The 16,303-nt window shown below is 64.9% G+C and carries 14 protein-coding genes; 7 read left to right on the top strand and 7 right to left on the bottom strand.

Features of this window, described 5'->3' with window-relative positions; translation table 11 throughout:
- Nucleotides 1-60: 60 nt before the first annotated feature.
- The 7 genes from BM279_RS12050 to BM279_RS12020 form a co-directional block, all read right to left on the bottom strand.
- On the bottom strand, nt 61-738 hold the full coding sequence (locus BM279_RS12050) for a DUF4197 domain-containing protein (RefSeq protein WP_075931398.1): 678 nt from the start codon (nt 736-738) through the stop codon (nt 61-63).
- Nucleotides 739-866: 128 nt separating this feature from the next.
- Nucleotides 867-1,892, bottom strand: a complete 1,026-nt coding sequence (locus tag BM279_RS12045) for a peptidoglycan-binding domain-containing protein (RefSeq protein WP_093504028.1) — start codon at nt 1,890-1,892, stop codon at nt 867-869.
- Between the two features lie 159 nt (nt 1,893-2,051).
- A complete protein-coding gene (plsB, locus tag BM279_RS12040) occupies nt 2,052-4,535 on the bottom strand; it encodes a glycerol-3-phosphate 1-O-acyltransferase PlsB (RefSeq protein WP_093504026.1) in 2,484 nt (827 codons plus the stop codon).
- Between the two features lie 121 nt (nt 4,536-4,656).
- Entirely contained in the window at nt 4,657-5,595 is a 939-nt protein-coding gene (locus BM279_RS12035) for a LysR family transcriptional regulator (RefSeq protein ID WP_093504024.1), read from the bottom strand.
- 112 nt (nt 5,596-5,707) lie between these two features.
- Nucleotides 5,708-7,228, bottom strand: coding sequence for a tripartite tricarboxylate transporter permease (locus tag BM279_RS12030; RefSeq protein ID WP_075931395.1), 1,521 nt, complete (start codon nt 7,226-7,228; stop codon nt 5,708-5,710).
- A complete protein-coding gene (locus tag BM279_RS12025; protein ID WP_093504022.1) occupies nt 7,225-7,755 on the bottom strand; it encodes a tripartite tricarboxylate transporter TctB family protein in 531 nt (176 codons plus the stop codon). The genes BM279_RS12030 and BM279_RS12025 overlap by 4 nt, the downstream gene beginning before the upstream one ends.
- A gap of 65 nt (nt 7,756-7,820) precedes the next feature.
- Entirely contained in the window at nt 7,821-8,825 is a 1,005-nt protein-coding gene (locus BM279_RS12020; protein WP_093504020.1) for a tripartite tricarboxylate transporter substrate binding protein, read from the bottom strand.
- Between the two features lie 256 nt (nt 8,826-9,081).
- Here BM279_RS12020 and BM279_RS12015 point away from each other — a divergent pair, with 256 nt between their 5' ends.
- The 7 genes from BM279_RS12015 (at nt 9,082) to BM279_RS11985 (ending at nt 16,301) form a co-directional block, all read left to right on the top strand.
- A complete protein-coding gene (locus BM279_RS12015) occupies nt 9,082-10,407 on the top strand; it encodes an MFS transporter (protein ID WP_093504018.1) in 1,326 nt (441 codons plus the stop codon).
- Entirely contained in the window at nt 10,400-11,359 is a 960-nt protein-coding gene (locus BM279_RS12010; RefSeq protein WP_093504016.1) for an amidohydrolase family protein, read from the top strand. The genes BM279_RS12015 and BM279_RS12010 overlap by 8 nt, the downstream gene beginning before the upstream one ends.
- Complete coding sequence (locus BM279_RS12005) at nt 11,356-12,372, top strand: 4-hydroxythreonine-4-phosphate dehydrogenase PdxA (protein WP_093504014.1); 1,017 nt, start codon at nt 11,356-11,358, stop codon at nt 12,370-12,372. Before BM279_RS12010 ends, BM279_RS12005 begins: the two co-directional genes overlap by 4 nt.
- A 130-nt stretch (nt 12,373-12,502) precedes the next feature.
- Nucleotides 12,503-13,030: a TRAP transporter small permease gene (locus BM279_RS12000; RefSeq protein WP_093504013.1), complete on the top strand. Its 528-nt coding sequence runs from the start codon at nt 12,503-12,505 to the stop codon at nt 13,028-13,030.
- Nucleotides 13,027-14,307, top strand: coding sequence for a TRAP transporter large permease subunit (locus BM279_RS11995; protein ID WP_093504011.1), 1,281 nt, complete (start codon nt 13,027-13,029; stop codon nt 14,305-14,307). The genes BM279_RS12000 and BM279_RS11995 overlap by 4 nt, the downstream gene beginning before the upstream one ends.
- 31 nt (nt 14,308-14,338) lie before the next feature.
- The gene (locus BM279_RS11990) at nt 14,339-15,325 is read left to right on the top strand and encodes a TRAP transporter substrate-binding protein (RefSeq protein WP_093504009.1); all 987 of its coding nucleotides are present in this window, start codon (nt 14,339-14,341) and stop codon (nt 15,323-15,325) included.
- A 49-nt stretch (nt 15,326-15,374) separates the two neighbouring features.
- A complete protein-coding gene (locus BM279_RS11985; RefSeq protein WP_093504007.1) occupies nt 15,375-16,301 on the top strand; it encodes a YncE family protein in 927 nt (308 codons plus the stop codon).
- Nucleotides 16,302-16,303 lie beyond the last annotated feature (2 nt).

Here is a 16,303-nt window from a genome sequence, read left to right as displayed (position 1 = left end):
CCCACGCAGAAAAAAGGGCTGATACATAACGCACCAGCCCTTTTTCTTGCAGCGCTCCAGTTACAGCGCGCCAAACACCTTCTTGGCCAGGCTGGTGGCCGCCGCCGCCGGGTTCTCGCGGATGCTGGCTTCCTGCTTGGCGATCATGTCGAACAAACCGTCTAGGGCCTGTTCTGTCACGTAGCTTTCGATATTGGCGCTCTTGGCGTCGAGTACGCCGAAGGTGGCCGCCTGGCCGGCGAAGCTGTTGTACTGCTTGGCCAGGCCCACCTGGTCGGTGGCCTGCTTGACGATGGGCAGGAACTTGGCGCGAATCTGCTCGCGGCTGCTCTTGTTCAGGTACTGAGTGGCCGAATCCTGAGGGCCTGCGAGGATGCTCTTGGCGTCCTGCACGGTCATCTTCTTCACCGCGTCGACCAGCAGCGCCTGGGCCTGAGGTACGGCGGCTTCGGCGGCCTTGTTCATGCTGGTTTCCAGCTGCTCGACCTGGGCGCCCATGCCCATCATCTTCATGGTCTTGGCGGCCTTGCCGAGTTTGCCCGGCAGTTCGATGCGCACTTCAGGGTTGTTGCTGAAGCCGCCGGGCTTACCGAGCTGCTGCACGGCCACCTTGGCGCCCTGGGTGAGGGCATCCTTGAGGCCGCCGCTGGCGTCCTGCTGGCTGAGGTCGGAGAGCGACAGGGCGAACACGTTGGCGGACAGCAGCAGGCCGGCGACGAGAACGGGGATGCGGAGCATGGCGGTAACCTTCGAGCGGTGGAGATAAGCAGCGAGCTTAGCAGGCTGGCGAGGGGCGCGGCGAAGGTTGAGGAAAAGCATGGGCGGGGAAAGCGCGGCACGCCCGTTGCGGGCGTGCCGGTTCGGCGTTAGCGGACTTCCAGGGCGGTCAGGCTTTCCAGGGTCAGGGCGCCGACGGCCAGGCCGTTGGCGGTCTGGAATTCGGTCAGCGCGTCGAGGGTGCGCTTGCCGAGCTTGCCGTCGACACTGCCTGGGTTGAAGCCGCGCTTGACCAGGCTCTGCTGCAGGCGGGTGACCAGGTCGTCGTTGATGTCCGGGTCACACACGGTCTGCCGGGAAACGATGCGCGCGTTGCCTTCGAAGCGCGTGACCTTAAGCTGGCGCTTCTCTTCCGGCAGGATGATCTGGTTGGCTTCCACCGGGCGTACCACTTCGGTGGAGGCGACCTTGGTGTATTGCGGGTCCAGGGTGACTTCGATGGCCTGGGCCGGCTTGTCGACGATCCAGCGGGTCACGCTCTTGTACTGCGCAGGGTCGGTTTCCACTCGCACGGTCTCCGGCGAAACCAGCTTCTTGACCTTGACTACTTCCTGCTTGGCCGGCACCTGGCGGGCGCAGAAGGACATGGCGCCGGTGCCGCTCGAATAACGGGTGCCGGCAGCGCGGCACTGGTCGAGCACGGTCTTGGCTTCTTCGAGGGTCACGGTTTCCTTGACGTCCTCGTAGACGGCCGGCACCACGATGTAGCGCTTCACTTCCGGGCGCACCTTCACCTGCTCGGAGACCACGCGGTAGGTCGGCGGCTCGATGCGGTAGGTCTTGGTGCCTTCACGGGTGACCACCTGCTTGAAGCCCTTCTCGAGCTCTGCGGGGGTGACGGTGATCTTGTTGACCGAATCCTTGACCACCACTTCCTGGGTGCTCTGCACCGGGCGCGGACGCACCTGGGCGTGCACCCAGCACTGGCCAGGCTGGATCTCGTATTCCTGCGGCTCGCGGGCGACCGGCGCGGCGGCTGGCGCCTCGCTCGGCGTGGCGGCGGCAACCGGCTGCGGCGCGGGTTGCGCGCTGGCGGGTGCGGCGGCGGTCTGTTCTGCGACGGGAGCCGGTTGTGCCGGCTTTTCTTCTTGAGAGGTCGATGCGGACGGTTGCATGGCGCAACCGGAAACCACGATCGCCAGTGATCCTAGAATGGTGTGATAACGCACGAAAATCCCTGCCCTAAGTGGCCCCAACGACGCATCTTAGGTGCTGCGGCGGCAAAGCTCAACAATGCCCGCCGCACTCGATGCATCCGCTGGATAACCGGGCTGTCAGAGCCCGTCGAGCAGCTCCTCACTACGATCCATGGTCACCTGCCGGATCGACAGACGAATCTCCGCCGGCAGCACGCGCTTGGCGGCGCCTTCGGCCAGTTCGGCGAAGGCCGGCGGGTGGCTGAGCTTGCCGGCCTCGTCCTGGCGCAGCACGCCCTTGTCGAGCAGCGTCTGGATGAAATGGCGGAACAGGCTCTTGTCGAAGAACTCCGGCGCATTGAGCCCATGCAGGATTGACAGGCGCTGGGCCATGACCGTGCACAGCTCCTCCAGCTCCTCGGCGCTGATCGCGTTCTGCCCGGCATTGAGCAGCAGGGCGCTGGCCATGTAGAAACGCTGCAGCGTCTGGGCGATGGCCCGCGACAGCAGGGTCAGCAGCACGAAGTTGCGCGAGCTGGGCGCCGGGCGTACGTAGAGGTCGCTCTCTTGCTTGAGCAGGCCCTGCTCGACGAAAGCTTCGAGCCACTGGTCGACCACTTCGTCCAGCTCCTCGTCGGTCCAGCGCAGGTACAGCTCGGACTGCAGGTACGGGTACAGCGCGTGGACGAAACGCAGGATCTGCTCGCGGCTCATCCGCCCGCTGCTCTGGAAGAAACTGGCGATCAGCCCGGGCAGGGCGAAGATGTGCAGCACGTTGTTGCGGTAGTAGGTCATCAGTACCGCGTTCTGCTCGTCCAGATAGAGGATGCGGCCCAGCGCGTCCTTCTGTTCGGAGAGCAATTGCATGCCGCGCACGTGCTCGATCAGCGCCAGGCCGTCGCCTTCCGGCACCGTGGTGTGCGGCGAGTAGGGCACGCGGCGCAGCAGGCTCTGGTACAGGTCGAGGATGCGCACCAGGCCGCGCTCGTCCAACGCCAGCTTGCTGGTGGACAGCAGCGCCAGGGCCACCAGGTTGACCGGGTTGATCGCTGCCGCCTCGTTGAGGCGCTGCGCGACCCGCTCGCCGAGGCGGTTGGTGGTTTCGTTGAGCCAGGCCGGGCGGTAATCCGGCCCCAGGTTCTGCTCGCGCCAGTCGGCCTGTTGCGCATCGAGAAAGGCGTCCAGCTTGATCGGCTCGCCAAAGTTGACCCACACGTGGCCAAAGCGCTGCTTGAGTGCGCCGATGACCTTGAAGATGTCGAAGATCGACTCTTTCTTCTTGCTTGCTCCGCGCAGTTCGCCCAGGTAGGTACGGCCTTCCAGCACGCGCTCGTAGCCGATGTACACCGGTACGAATACCACTGGCAGACGGTGGCTCTGCAGGTAGCTGCGCAGCGTGATGGCGAGCATGCCCGTCTTGGGCCGCAGCATACGCCCGGTGCGCGAACGGCCACCCTCGACGAAGTACTCCACCGGATGGCCCTTGCGGATCAGGGTGTGCAGGTATTCGTTGAACACGGCGGTGTACAGCGGGTTGCCCTTGAAGGTGCGGCGCATGAAGAAGGCGCCGCCCCGGCGCAGCAGACCGCCGATGACCGGCATGTTGAGGTTGATGCCGGCGGCGATGTGCGGCGGCGTCAGACCGTTGCGAAACAGCAGGTAGGAGAGCAGCAGGTAGTCGATGTGGCTGCGGTGGCAGGGTACGTAGATCACTTCGTGACCCTGGGCAATGTCCTGCACGCCTTCGATGTGGTTGACCTTGATACCGTCGTAGATCTTGTTCCAGAACCACGACAGGATCAGTTCGAGAAAGCGGATCGCCGTGTAGGTGTAATCCGAGGCGATCTCGTTGCCGTAGCGCAGCGCCAGGGCCTCGGCCTTGTCGACGGAAATGTTCTCGCGGCTGGCTTCGTCGGCAATCGCCTGGCGTACCTGCGGGCCGTGCACCAGGCCTTTGACCAGGTTGCGCCGGTGCGACACGTCCGGGCCGATGACCGCGGCCTTCTGGTTGCGAAAATGTACCCGCAGGATGCGGTGCACCATACGCAGGGTTCGTTCCTGGCCCTTGTTCTGCTCGACCAGGTCGCGTAGCTGGATGGGCGTGGAAAACTGCACGCGGGTGGTGCGGCCCAGAATCAGGATGCTCACCAGCCGGCGCAGGCGACCGGTGACTGCCCAGCTGTCGGCGAACAACAGCTTCCAGGCACTGGTTTCGCGGTTCGGCGACTGTCCCCAGAACACGCTGACCGGAATGATCTGCGCCTGCTCGGCAGCATCTTCACCGAGGGCTTCGACCATGCGCTGCAGGGTTGGCGAGATACCGCGCTTGTCCTGGCGGCCAAGCCAGTCGGGCTCCGGCGTCAGGTAGAAGAACGCCGCCGGCTCGATCAGCTTGCCCACCGCCACGGGCAGCACCGGGCGCGGCAGGTTGGCCTTGGTGCACTCGTGATCGAGCACTGCCAGGTCGCTCACCGAAGGCTGCTGCAGCACGTAGAACACCGGCTTGCTGCGGTCGAGCTTGAGGGTGAAGGCCGACTGGTTGATGGTTTCCGAGCGCACCCACAGGTACAGCAGGCGGCGCAGGGTGCCGAAGGCAAGGCGGCGAAGCGGGGAGCGGGTCATACGAAATCTGGCTGCGGCGACGAGCCGGAGCTCGGGGCCGCTAGTGTGCCGGATCGCCGCCCTGTCGGCAAAATCTTGTAAAAGTTACCGTTTCGTTGCGAAAAGCGCGGTTGCGGGGCGGTCACTCGTTGGCGTGCTCGTCCTTCACCGCGTTGATGAAGGCCTGCATGGCCGACGACTGAATGCGGTGCCTGCGGGTGATCAGGCCGTAGGGCGGCAGGCGCGGCTCGAAGGTGATCGGCAGGATCTTGAGCAAGTGGCGGGCCGGGTAGTCGTTGATCACCGATACCGGGGTCACGCCGATCATGTCGGTCTGCTGCAACAGCGACAGCAGGGTCATGATCGAGGTGGTTTCGACGATGCTGCTGGGAATGTCGACCCGCGCGTTGTGAAACGCCTGGTTGATGATGGTGCGCATCGGGCTGGGGTGTTGCTGCAGCACCCAGGTCAGGTCCTGCAACTCGTGCCAGGTCAGCTTGTTGGCGCCGGCCATGGGGTGCTGGGCGCCGGCCACCACGCACAGGGTTTCCTCGCCAAGGCTGTCGAACAGCAGGTCATCGGTGCGCGCGCCGTCGGGAATCCGCCCCAGCACCACGTCCAGTTGGTCCTGTTGCAGGGCCTGCACCAGCACGTCGCTGGTGTCGACCTGGATGCTCATCGACAGCCGCGGGTGGCTCTTCTTCAGGGTGGCGATGGTGCGCGTCAGCAGCCCCGAGGCCAGGGCCGGAATGGCGCCGATGGTGACACGGCCGAGGTTGCCCGATTCCAGCGCGGCGAATTCCTCACGCATGCCCGACAGCTCGGCGAAGATCATCTTGGCGTAGTAGATCGCCGTTTCACCGAACGCCGTGGCGCGCATGCCGCGCGGCAGGCGCTCGAACAGCTCGACGCCAAGCAGGCTTTCCGCCTCGTGGAGCATCTTGGTCGCCGCCGGCTGGGTCATGCCGATCTCCTCGGCGGCCCGGCGCAGCGAACCGAACTCCTGCAGGGCCAGCATCAGGCGCAACTGCCGCAAACGCAGGCGACTGTGGATGATGCTGGCGTCAGGAATGCGGGACATGGCGCGGCTCGTGGCAGGGGAATCAGCCAAGGGTGACAAGAAATCGCGACGCTCGCCAGTCATCAGCGAGCGCCCCGTGGCCGTGGCCAGGAACAGCCCGGCCTGCTGGCGATTACGAGACATGACGGGCCTGCCCCTGGCGTGCGCCGAACAGCGCCTTGAGGCCGCGGGCCAGCAGCGGCCAGAACAGCATCAGCAGCGCGGCGGTAGTCAGGCTGCCGACCAGCGGGTTGGACCAGAAGATCGACAGTTGCCCGTCGGAGAACAGCATCGACTGGCGGAACGCGTCCTCGGCCTTGTCGCCCAGCACCGCAGCGAGGATCAGCGGGGCGATGGGGTAGCCGAGCTTCTTGAACAGGTAACCCAGGGCACCGAAGATCAGCATCAGGCCAACGTCGAACATCGAGTTGTGCACCGAGTAGGCGCCGATCGAGCAGACCATGATGATGATCGGCGCGATGATCGAGAACGGAATGCGCAGGATCGAGGCGAACAGCGGCACGGTGGCCAGCACCACGATCAGGCTCACCACGTTGCCCAGGTACATGCTGGCGATCAGGCCCCAGACGAAGTCGTGCTGCTCGACGAACAGCGTCGGCCCCGGGTGCAGGCCCCAGATCATCAGGCCGCCGAGCATCACCGCGGCGGTCGCCGAGCCGGGAATGCCGAGGGTCAACATCGGCAGCAGGGCGCTGGTGCCGGCGCTGTGGTCGGCGGTTTCCGGAGCGATCACGCCTTCCACTTCGCCCTTGCCGAAGTTGTCGCGGTTCTTCGAGAAGCGCCGCGCCAGGCTGTAGCTCATGAACGAGGCGGCAGTCGGCCCGCCGGGCGTCACACCCATCCAGCAGCCGACCAGGGCGCTGCGCAGCCAGGTCAGCCAGTAGCGCGGCAGCTTGGCCCAGGTGCGCAGGATGGTCATCGGTGTGATGCGTGCACGTTCGCCACGGAACACCAGGCCTTCCTCTACGGTGCAGAGAATCTCGCCGATACCGAACAACCCGATCACCGCCACCTCGAAGCTCAGGCCCGAGAGCAGCCAGGGCTGGTCGTAGGTCAGGCGCAGTTCGCCGGACACGGTGTCCATGCCGACGGCGGCCATGGCGAAGCCGATCATCATTGCTACCACGGTCTTCAGCGGCGGGTTCTTGCTCATGCCGATGAAGGTACAGAACGCCAGCAGGTAGACGGCGAAGAACTCTGGCGAGCTGAATTCCATGGCGAACTCGGCGATGCGCGTCGACAGGAAGGTCAGCAACAGCACGCCGACCAGCGCTCCGAGCAGCGCCGAGGTGAAGGCCGCCGTCAGCGCTTCGCCGGCCTGGCCGTTGCGGGCCATGGGGTAGCCGTCGAAGGTGGTCGCCACCGACGAGGGTTCGCCGGGAATGTTGAACAGGATCGAGGTGATCGAGCCGCCGAACAGTGCGCCCCAGTACATGCACGAGAGCAGGATGATCGCCGACACCGGTTCCATGGTGAAGGTCAGCGGCAGCAACAGTGCTACGCCGTTGGGGGCGCCAAGGCCGGGCAGCACACCGACGAGAATACCGAGCAGCACGCCGATGACCATCAGGCCGATGTGGTGCGGGGTCAGAATCAGCGCCATGCCCTGCATCAGGGAGTCGATTTCGCTCATCGCAATGCCCCTCCGACAACGGCCACCAGGTCACCCAGCACGCCGCTGTCCAGCGGCACCTTGAACCACAGTGAGAAGATCAGGTAACTGGCCAGTGCCGCGCCGCAGGAGATGGTCGCGATCAGCGCAATGCCATAGGGCTTGCTGCGCTGACGATCACGCCACATGAACCAGGCGATGAATACTGCGGATGCCAGGTAGATGCCCGCAAAGGGCATGGTGGCTACGTACAGCACGATCGGCAGGAACACCGCCAGCACCTGGCCGAATGCCTGGCGCCCGACGAATGCGGCGCTCATCGCCGGCGTGCGCAACAGTGCCAGGATCAGGTTGCCCACGCTGGCAGCGCTCATCAGCAGACCGATGTAGAAGGGAAAGTAACCGGCCTCGGGGCCGGCGTCGCCCCAGCCGATGCCGATCTCGATGGCGCCGAACATGACGATGCCGCCCAAGGCAGCGGTGAACAGCGCCAGGCCGATCTCCACCCAGCGGGTGGCAACCAGGGGCGTATCCGTGGTGTTGGACATGAGGGTTTCCTCGTGTTGTGCATGGCAATCCGACGCCTGAGCGCCGGTCGGGGAGAGCGCGCGATTTACTCGCGCAGCCATCCGGCCTGCTTGAACACAGGGATAACCCGCTCGCGATCCTTCTCGATGTAGCTCACCAGCTCATCACCGGAAAGGAAGGTCGGTGCCAGGGCGGAGCGCTCCACGTAGGTCTTGAACTCCGGCGTCTGGCTGACCTTGCGCAACAGCTCGACGTAGAAGGCGCGCTGCTCGTCGGTGACACCGCCGGGCAGGAACACGGTGCGCGGGAAACGGTACTGGTCGATGCCCAGGCCCAGCTCCTTGCAGGTCGGCACATCGGCCCAGGACTGGGTCTCGGTGACTTTTTGGGTGTAGCCCATGCGCGCCTGGCTGAATACGCACAGCGGCACCACCTGGCCACCGCGCCACTGGCTGACGCTTTCGGCCGGGTTGTTGAAGTTGGCAGCGATGTGCTTGCCGGCCAGTTGCGTGGACGCCTCGCTGCCGCTTTTGAAGGGGATGTAGGTGATCTTGGCGCCCGCCTGCTGGCCGAGCAGCAGCGACAGGGTCTGGTCGACGTCCTTGGACTGGCTGCCGCCGACGCGCATGTTTGCGGCATTCTTGGCCAGGTCGGCCTTGAACGCGGCGGCATCCTTCCAGGGCGAACCCTGGTAGGTCCAGAGAATGAAGTCATCCTCGGCCACGGCGGCGACCGGCGTCAGGTCCGTCCACTGATAGCCTAGCTTGGCCACCAGCGGCAGCAGGTAGACGTTGTTGGTGCCGATCACCAGCTTGTTGGCATCACCCTTGGCCAACTTCATCTCCAGAAAGGCTTCAGCGCCGTTGCCGCCACCCTTGTTGAGCACCACGGTGTTGACGTCGAGCAGCTTGTGCTGAGTGATCGCCGACTGGATCACCCGGCCGAGCTGATCGGTTCCGCCACCCGGGCCGCCGGCCACCACGATCTCCACGTTCTTTTCGGGTGTCCAGTCCGCCACGGCGGCCAATGGCGCGGTGCAGAGCAGGGCGGCGAGCAGGGCCGGAACATGACGCGTACGGGGGCTGTACATGGGGCTACCTCATTGTTGTCGTTCTTGTGGGTTGCCTGGAGTGTGCGAAGGGTGTCGATAAGCGTCTACTCAAAAGAACTGATACTCCGATAGCCTCAGGTTATGCCTGGTATCCCTGCTCAGCGATAACTCCAGGCTATGTCCGTATGAGAAGCTTTGATTAGACGGTTATCGTTGGCCGGGCAGATAGTTCGCTTGACCGGGCTGACCACTCGTCGCCCGCTACTACAAAAACAACAACACAGAGGTACTCCCCATGGCTCAGGCTCAACCTGTCGCCCTGCAGGTGCGCACCCCCTCGGCCGGTGTTCAGGCTGGCAAACCTTCCCGGGTGCGCTGGCGCATCTTCGCCATCATCTTCGCGCTCACGGTGATCAACCTGGTCGACCGGGTTTCCCTGTCCATCGCCATGCCGGTCATCGCCAATGAATTCAGCCTGAGCCCGAGCATGCAGGGGCTGATCCTCAGCAGCTTCTTCTGGGCCTACGCCCTGTTGCAGATCCCCGGCGGCTGGCTGATCGACCGCTACGGCCCGCGCCGCGTGATCGGCTGGTCGACCGGTCTGTGGGGCGCTTTCCAGACCCTTGCCGCGTTCGCCACCGGTGGCTTGTCGCTGATGTTCGCCCGGGTGGCCCTGGGCGCTGCCGAAGCGCCGTTGTTTCCCGCCGGCGGCAAGCTCAATTCGTTGTGGCTGGGCAGCGGCGAGCGCAGCCGTGGCGCGGTGTTGATGGATTGTGGCGGGCCGCTGGGCGTGGCCCTCGGCGGGCTGATCATCGCCTACCTGATCGCCGTGCTGGGCTCCTGGCGTACCGCGTTCTTTATCGCCGGTATCGCCACGCTCGCCATGGCCTGGTTGGCCTGGCACTACCTGCGCGATAACCCCGCCGATCACCCGGACGTCAACGACGCCGAGCTGGCAGCCATCAACGAAGGCCGCGCGGTCACCATGGCCGAAGCAGCCAAACAGACCGTGCGCGGCCTGGGCATCGCCCGCCGCTCGCTGACCGGCATCCTGCTCGGCCGCGCCAGCTGGGCCATGGTGTTCTTCGGCCTACTGACCTGGGGGCCGAGCTACCTGGCCCAGGCCCGCGGCTTCGATATCAAGGGCATCGGCGCTGCTACCTTCGTGATCTTCATCTGCGGCGCCGCCGGCTCGCTGACCGGCGGCTTCCTGTGCGACCGGCTGATCGCCAAGGGTGTGCGCCGTGGCCTGGCGGCCAAGAGCTTACTGAGCCTCTCCGGGCTGGTGGCGCTGGTCGCCTTCCTGCTGCTGCCGAGCCTGAACGATCCGTACCTGGCCGTCGGCCTGTTGTCGCTGACCGCGTTCTTCCTGATGTGGGGCAGCCTGTACTGGAGCTTCCCGGCGCTGCTGGCTTCGCCGGCGCGGGTCGGGCTGATCGGCGGGGTGATGAACATGGCCGGCAGCCTGGGCGGCATCGCCGTGCCGATTCTGGTCGGCCTGCTGCTGCAACACGCTGGTGGCTACGCTGCGGTGCTGGGTTTCTTTGCGCTGTGCTCGGGGCTGTTCATCGTCGGCACCCTGCTGATCTCCCTCGACAAGGCCGAGGTGGCCCATGGCTGATCTGTACGACGGGCCGATCATCGATGCCCATCACCATTTCTGGGACCCGCAGCGCAACCATCACCCCTGGCTGTCGGACGAGGAGAACATCCCGTTTCGTTATGGCGACTACAGGGCCATCAAGCGGCCCTACTACCCGGACGACTACATGGCCGATGCCGGTGAGCACCAGGTGGTGGCCACCGTGTACGTGGAAACCGAGTGGGACCCGCGTGACCCGATTGGCGAAACCGCTTTCATCCACGACGTCGCCCTGCGCTATGGCGCACCCAACGCCGTGGTCGCCCAGGCCTGGCTGGATGCGCCGGATGCCGCCCAGGTACTGGCCGCACAGGCGGCGTTTCAACGTGTACGTAGCGTACGCCACAAGCCCGGCGGCCCTGCTTCGCCAGCTGACGTTGGTAAGCTGCGCACCCTGATGAGCGATGACGCATGGCGCTGCGGTTACGCCGAACTGGCGCGCCACGGCCTGCACTTCGACCTGCAGACGCCCTGGTGGAACCTTCCCGAAGCCATCGCGCTGGCCCGCGACTTTCCTGGCACCCAGCTGATTCTCAACCACGCCGGCCTGCCGTCGGATCGCAGCGAGCAGGGCCTGGCGGCCTGGCATGCGGCGATGGCGAAGTTGGCCGACTGCGCGAACGTGGCGGTAAAGGTGTCCGGCATCGGCCTGCCGGGCCGGCGCTGGTGCGTCGAAGACAACGCCTGGATCGTGGGCGAAACCATCGCCCTGTTCGGCCCCGAGCGGGTGATGTTCGCCAGCAACTTCCCGGTCGACAGCCTGTGCGGCTCGTTCGACGACATCTATGGCGGCTTCAAGCGCATCGTCGCCGATCTGCCGCGCCATCAGCAGCAACTGCTTTTCCACGACAACGCGCGGCGCCTGTATCGCACCGTGCCCGATGTCATTCGCATCCCGGACGCATCTTCTGACCTGAGGACAACCGCATGAGCAACTCGACTCTTCCCCGCCTGGCCATTGTGCTGGGTGACCCCGCCGGCATCGGCCCCGAGCTGATCGCCCGTCTGCTCGCCGAGCCAGAAGTGCGTCGCAAGGCTCAGGTGCTGCTGATCGCCGATGAAGCCGAAGTGCGCCGTGGCATGGACATCGCCGGCCAGTCGTTCCCGTATCGCCTCATCGACTCGACCGACAACCTGAACTTCGCTGACGACACGCCGCTGCTGCTGCCGTTTCGGGGCCGCGCCAAGGGCGATTTCCCGCGCAGCGAAGCCAGCGTGATCGGCGGCCATTACAGCCTCGACACCCTCGAGCAGGCCCTGCGCCTGACCGCTGACGGCACGACCGATGCCATTCTGTTCGGCCCGCTCAACAAGACCTCGCTGCACATGGCCGGCATGGGCCATAGCGACGAGCTGCACTGGTTCGCCGAGTACCTGGGTTTCGATGGCCCGTTCTGCGAATTCAACGTGCTCGACAACCTGTGGACCTCGCGGGTGACCTCCCACGTCGCCTTGGCCGACGTGCCGGGCATGCTCAGCCAGGATCGGGTGATCGAGGCGATCCGCCTGATCGACACCGCACTCAAGCGCAATGGCCTGGAGAAACCGCGCATCGGCGTCTGTGGCCTCAACCCGCACAACGGCGACAACGGCAGTTTCGGCCGTGAGGAACTGGACATCATCGGCCCTGCGGTGGAGCGCGCCCGTGAGCAGGGCATCGAGGCCATCGGCCCGTACCCGGGCGACACCATCTTCCTCAAGGTGCAGGGCGACAGCCAGGCCTTCGATGCGGTGGTGACCATGTACCACGACCAAGGCCAGATCGCGATCAAGCTGATGGGTTTCTCCCGCGGCGTGACGGTGCAGGGCGGCCTGCCGATCCCCATCACCACGCCGGCCCACGGCACCGCCTTCGACATCGCCGGGCAGGGCAAGGCCAACGTCGGCGCGACCCGCCAGGCCTTCGAGATCGCCTGTCGGATGGGGAGTCGGCAGCGGGGCTGATCCGGCGCTTTTCCGAGAACAACAATAACAAGGAGTCAGTCATGGACACGTTCAACGATTGGCGGCCCTCGCGGCCGTCGATGGGCTGCCGCGTGGGCGGCGTCAAGGGATTACAGGGGAGGGCACTGCCATGCGCCTGCTGAGTCTGCTGCTGTCGCGGCTGTTCGAAAGCATCGTAGTGTTCTGCATGGGCACCATGGTGATCCTGGTGTTCTTCAACGTGGTGCTGCGCTACGGCTTCAATTCCGGCATCGCCCTGTCGGATGAAGGCGCGCGCTACCTGTTCGTATGGCTGACCTTCATCGGCGCCGTGGTGGCCCTGCGTGACAACGCCCACCTGGGCATCGACCTGCTGTACCGCCGCCTGCCGGCCCTCGGCCAGCGAGTCTGCGCAGTGCTCGCCGAGGTGATGATGCTGTTCTGCTGCGGCCTGTTCCTGGTCGGCAGCTACAAGCAGACCGTCATCAACATGGACAACCTGTCTCCGGTGGCCGAACTGCCTCTGGGGCTGATGTACGCCGCCGGTGTGGTGTGCAGCCTGGGCATGGCGGCGATCATCATCAAGCGCCTGTACCTGCTGCTGTTCCGTCACGTGGATCCGGACCAGGTCATGCCGCTGAGCCCTGAAGACGCACTGATTTCCGAGGTGTCGAAATGACCATCGTGGTATTCCTCGGCTCCCTTCTGGGCGCCATGGCGATGCGCATTCCGGTGGCCTTCGCGCTGCTGGTGGCCGGTGTTGCGCTGATGATCCAGCTCGATACCTTCGACGCGCAGATTCTCGCCCAGAACCTGATCAGCGGCGCCGACAGCTTCCCGCTGCTGGCCATCCCATTCTTCATGCTGGCGGGCGAGCTGATGAACGCCGGCGGCCTGTCGCGGCGCATCGTCGCTCTGCCCATGGCGTTGGTCGGCCACAAGCGCGGCGGCCTGGGCTTCGTGGCGATCATCGCAGCCATGGTGATGGCGTCGCTGTCCGGTTCTGCCGTGGCGGATACTGCAGCGGTCGCGGCGATGCTGATGCCGATGATGCGCAAGGCCGGTTACGACCCCAATCGTTCGGCCGGGTTGATCGCCGCTGGCGGCATCATCGCGCCGGTGATCCCACCGTCCATTCCACTGGTGGTGTTCGGCGTCGCCGGTGGCGTGTCGATCACCAAGCTGTTCATGGCCGGCATCGTGCCGGGACTGATGATGGGCCTGGCGCTGTGGGCAACCTGGTGGTGGCTGGCGCGCAACAGTGACCTGCCCTGTGGCGAAAAGGCGCCGTTCAGCGAAGTCTGGAAAGCCTTCCTCGATGGCATCTGGGCATTGCTGTTGCCGGTGCTGATCATCGGCGGCCTGAAGATGGGCATCTTCACGCCCACCGAAGCGGCGGCCGTGGCGGCGGTGTATGCACTGTTCATCTCGCTGTTCGTGTACCGCGAGCTGAAGGTGCGCGACCTGTTCAAGGTGTTCCTCGACGCCGGGCGCACCAGTGCGGTGGTGATGTTCCTGGTGGCCGCGGCGTTGGTTTCGTCGTGGCTGATGACCATCGCCGAGCTGCCGATGCTGGTCAGCGGGTTGCTCGAGCCGTTGATCGACCGCCCGCAACTGCTGCTGGTGGTGATCATGGTCATCGTGCTGCTGGTCGGCACCACCATGGATCTGATGCCCATCGTGCTGATCCTCACCCCGGTGTTCATGCCGGTGATCAAGATGGCCGGTATCGACCCGGTGTACTTCGGGATCCTGTTCATCCTCAACACCTCCATCGGCCTGATCACTCCGCCAATCGGCAACGTGCTCAGCGTCATGAGCGGGGTCGGCAAGGTGCCGCTCGATGGCGTGATGCGCGGCGTGACGCCCTTCCTGTTCGCGCACCTGGGCGTGCTGGCGCTGCTGATCATTTTCCCGGAACTGGTGATGACGCCCATGCGCTGGTTCCTGCCCTGAATCCGTTTTCCCTCACTGCAAGGATGTAACGATGAAAAACAACAAGAACACATTGCGTACCCTGGGCTGCCTGTTGCTGCTGAGCTGTTCGCTGCTGCAGGCCGAGGCGGCCACCACCCTGCGCTTCGGTTTCGCTGGCTCGGACAGCGACACCCAGAGCCTGGCGGCCAAGGAGTTCGCACAGCGGGTCAAGGATGGCTCCAAGGGCGAGCTGCTGGTGCGTCCCTATGGCAACAGCATGCTGGGCAACGACCAGGCGATGATCGCCGGCGTGCGCGGCGGCACCATCGAGATGGAAATGTCCGGCACGCCCAACTTCAGCGGCCTGACACCGCGCATGTCGGTGCTCGACCTGCCGTTCGTGTTCGCCGACAGCGCCCATGCCTACCGCGTGCTGGACGGCGAGATCGGCCAGCAGCTGCTCGACGATCTGTCGGCCTACAACCTCAAAGGCCTGGCCTACTGGGAAGTGGGATTTCGCGACATCACCAACTCGCGCAAACCGGTGCGCGTGCCCGATGACGTCAAGGGCCTGAAGATCCGTACCTCCAGCAACCCGGCGCAGATCGAGGCCTTCCGCCTGCTCGGCGCCAACCCGCAGCCGCTGCCGCTGGCCGAGCTGTACAACGCCCTGGAAATGAAGGCGGTGGATGCCCAGGAGCACCCGCTGAGCATCACCTGGTCGTCGGGCTTCTATGAAGTGCAGAAGTACCTGTCGCAGACCCATCACGCCTATACCGCCCTGGTGTTGGTGATGAACAAGGAGAAGTTCGATGCCTTGCCAGCCGAGCAACAAAAACTGCTGGTTGACGCAGCCCGCGCTGCCGGCCAGTCGCAGCGCAAGATGAACGCCGAGAACGACAGCAAGTTCCTCGTCGAGCTGGCCGAGAAGGGCATGCAGATCGAGCCGAACGTCGATCGCGAGGCTTTCCGCAAGGCGGTGTCCGCGCCGGTGCGCGAGGCCTTCGTGAAACAGCACGGCAGCGAACTGCTCGACGCCATCGACGCCCTGCGCTGAGCCCATCAACCCGGCGGCGCGCCGAGCGCCGCTTCAAGGAATCGAGATCATGAGTCAGGAAGTTCTGCTGCTGGTGCAGAAATGTGCCCATACCTTCAGCTTCTACGACGTGCAGAGCGGCGACGCCATCAAGCATATCCGCCTGCCGGAGTTCCCCCACGAGTTCGTGGTGGATTCGCAGAACCGCTTCGCCTACGTCGGCCACTACGGTATCGAAACCTCCAGCCATGAAGGCGAGGGCGGCTGCTCGGTATTCGTCATCGACCTGGAAAAGGCCGAGCACGTGCGCACCCTGAGCATCTGGCCGTTCCGCCGTCCCCATGGCCTGGCGATGGACGACCAGGATCGCCTCTACGTGCTCAGCGAAGGCAATTCGACCCTGCTGATCTTCGATCAGCCGCACCTCAAGGACACCCCGGACCGGGCCATTCCGTCCGGCGGCTACAAGAGCCACCTGGTGGCACTGACTCGCAGCGGCGAAACCGCCTTCGCCCTCAACCTGCTGAGCAACACCATCACCCGCCTCAAGCCGCAGGATCCGACCATCGCGCCGCTGCCGGTGCAGCCGGGCAGCATGCCCGAGGGCAACTGCTTCAGCGCCGACGAACGCACCCTGTACGTCGCCACCCGCGGCGACGACAGCATCGTCGCCGTGGATGTCGAGACCCTGCAAGTGACCCGCCGTGGCCGCACCGGTGCCGACCCGACGCGTATCTACCGCGACCGTCAGGGTCGCCTGTTCGTGACCAACTATGCCGAACACTCGATCTCGGTATTCAACGCCGATCTCGAGGAAATCCACCGCATCGAACTCGACACCCACGCCATCGCCATGAGCCTGCACCCGACCCGCGACCTGGCCTTCGTCACCCTCAAGGATCAGCGCGTCGGCATGCTCGATCTCGACACCTTCACCTTCCAGCGTTACTTCCACACCCTGCTCGAGCCTGATGTTTCCCAGGTCATCGTGCGCTGAAG

Source organism: Phytopseudomonas straminea (assembly GCF_900112645.1).
Classification (GTDB): domain Bacteria; phylum Pseudomonadota; class Gammaproteobacteria; order Pseudomonadales; family Pseudomonadaceae; genus Aquipseudomonas; species Aquipseudomonas straminea.
The sequence above is the reverse complement of the archived record's forward strand: the minus strand, read 5'-3'. Positions and strand labels throughout refer to the sequence as shown.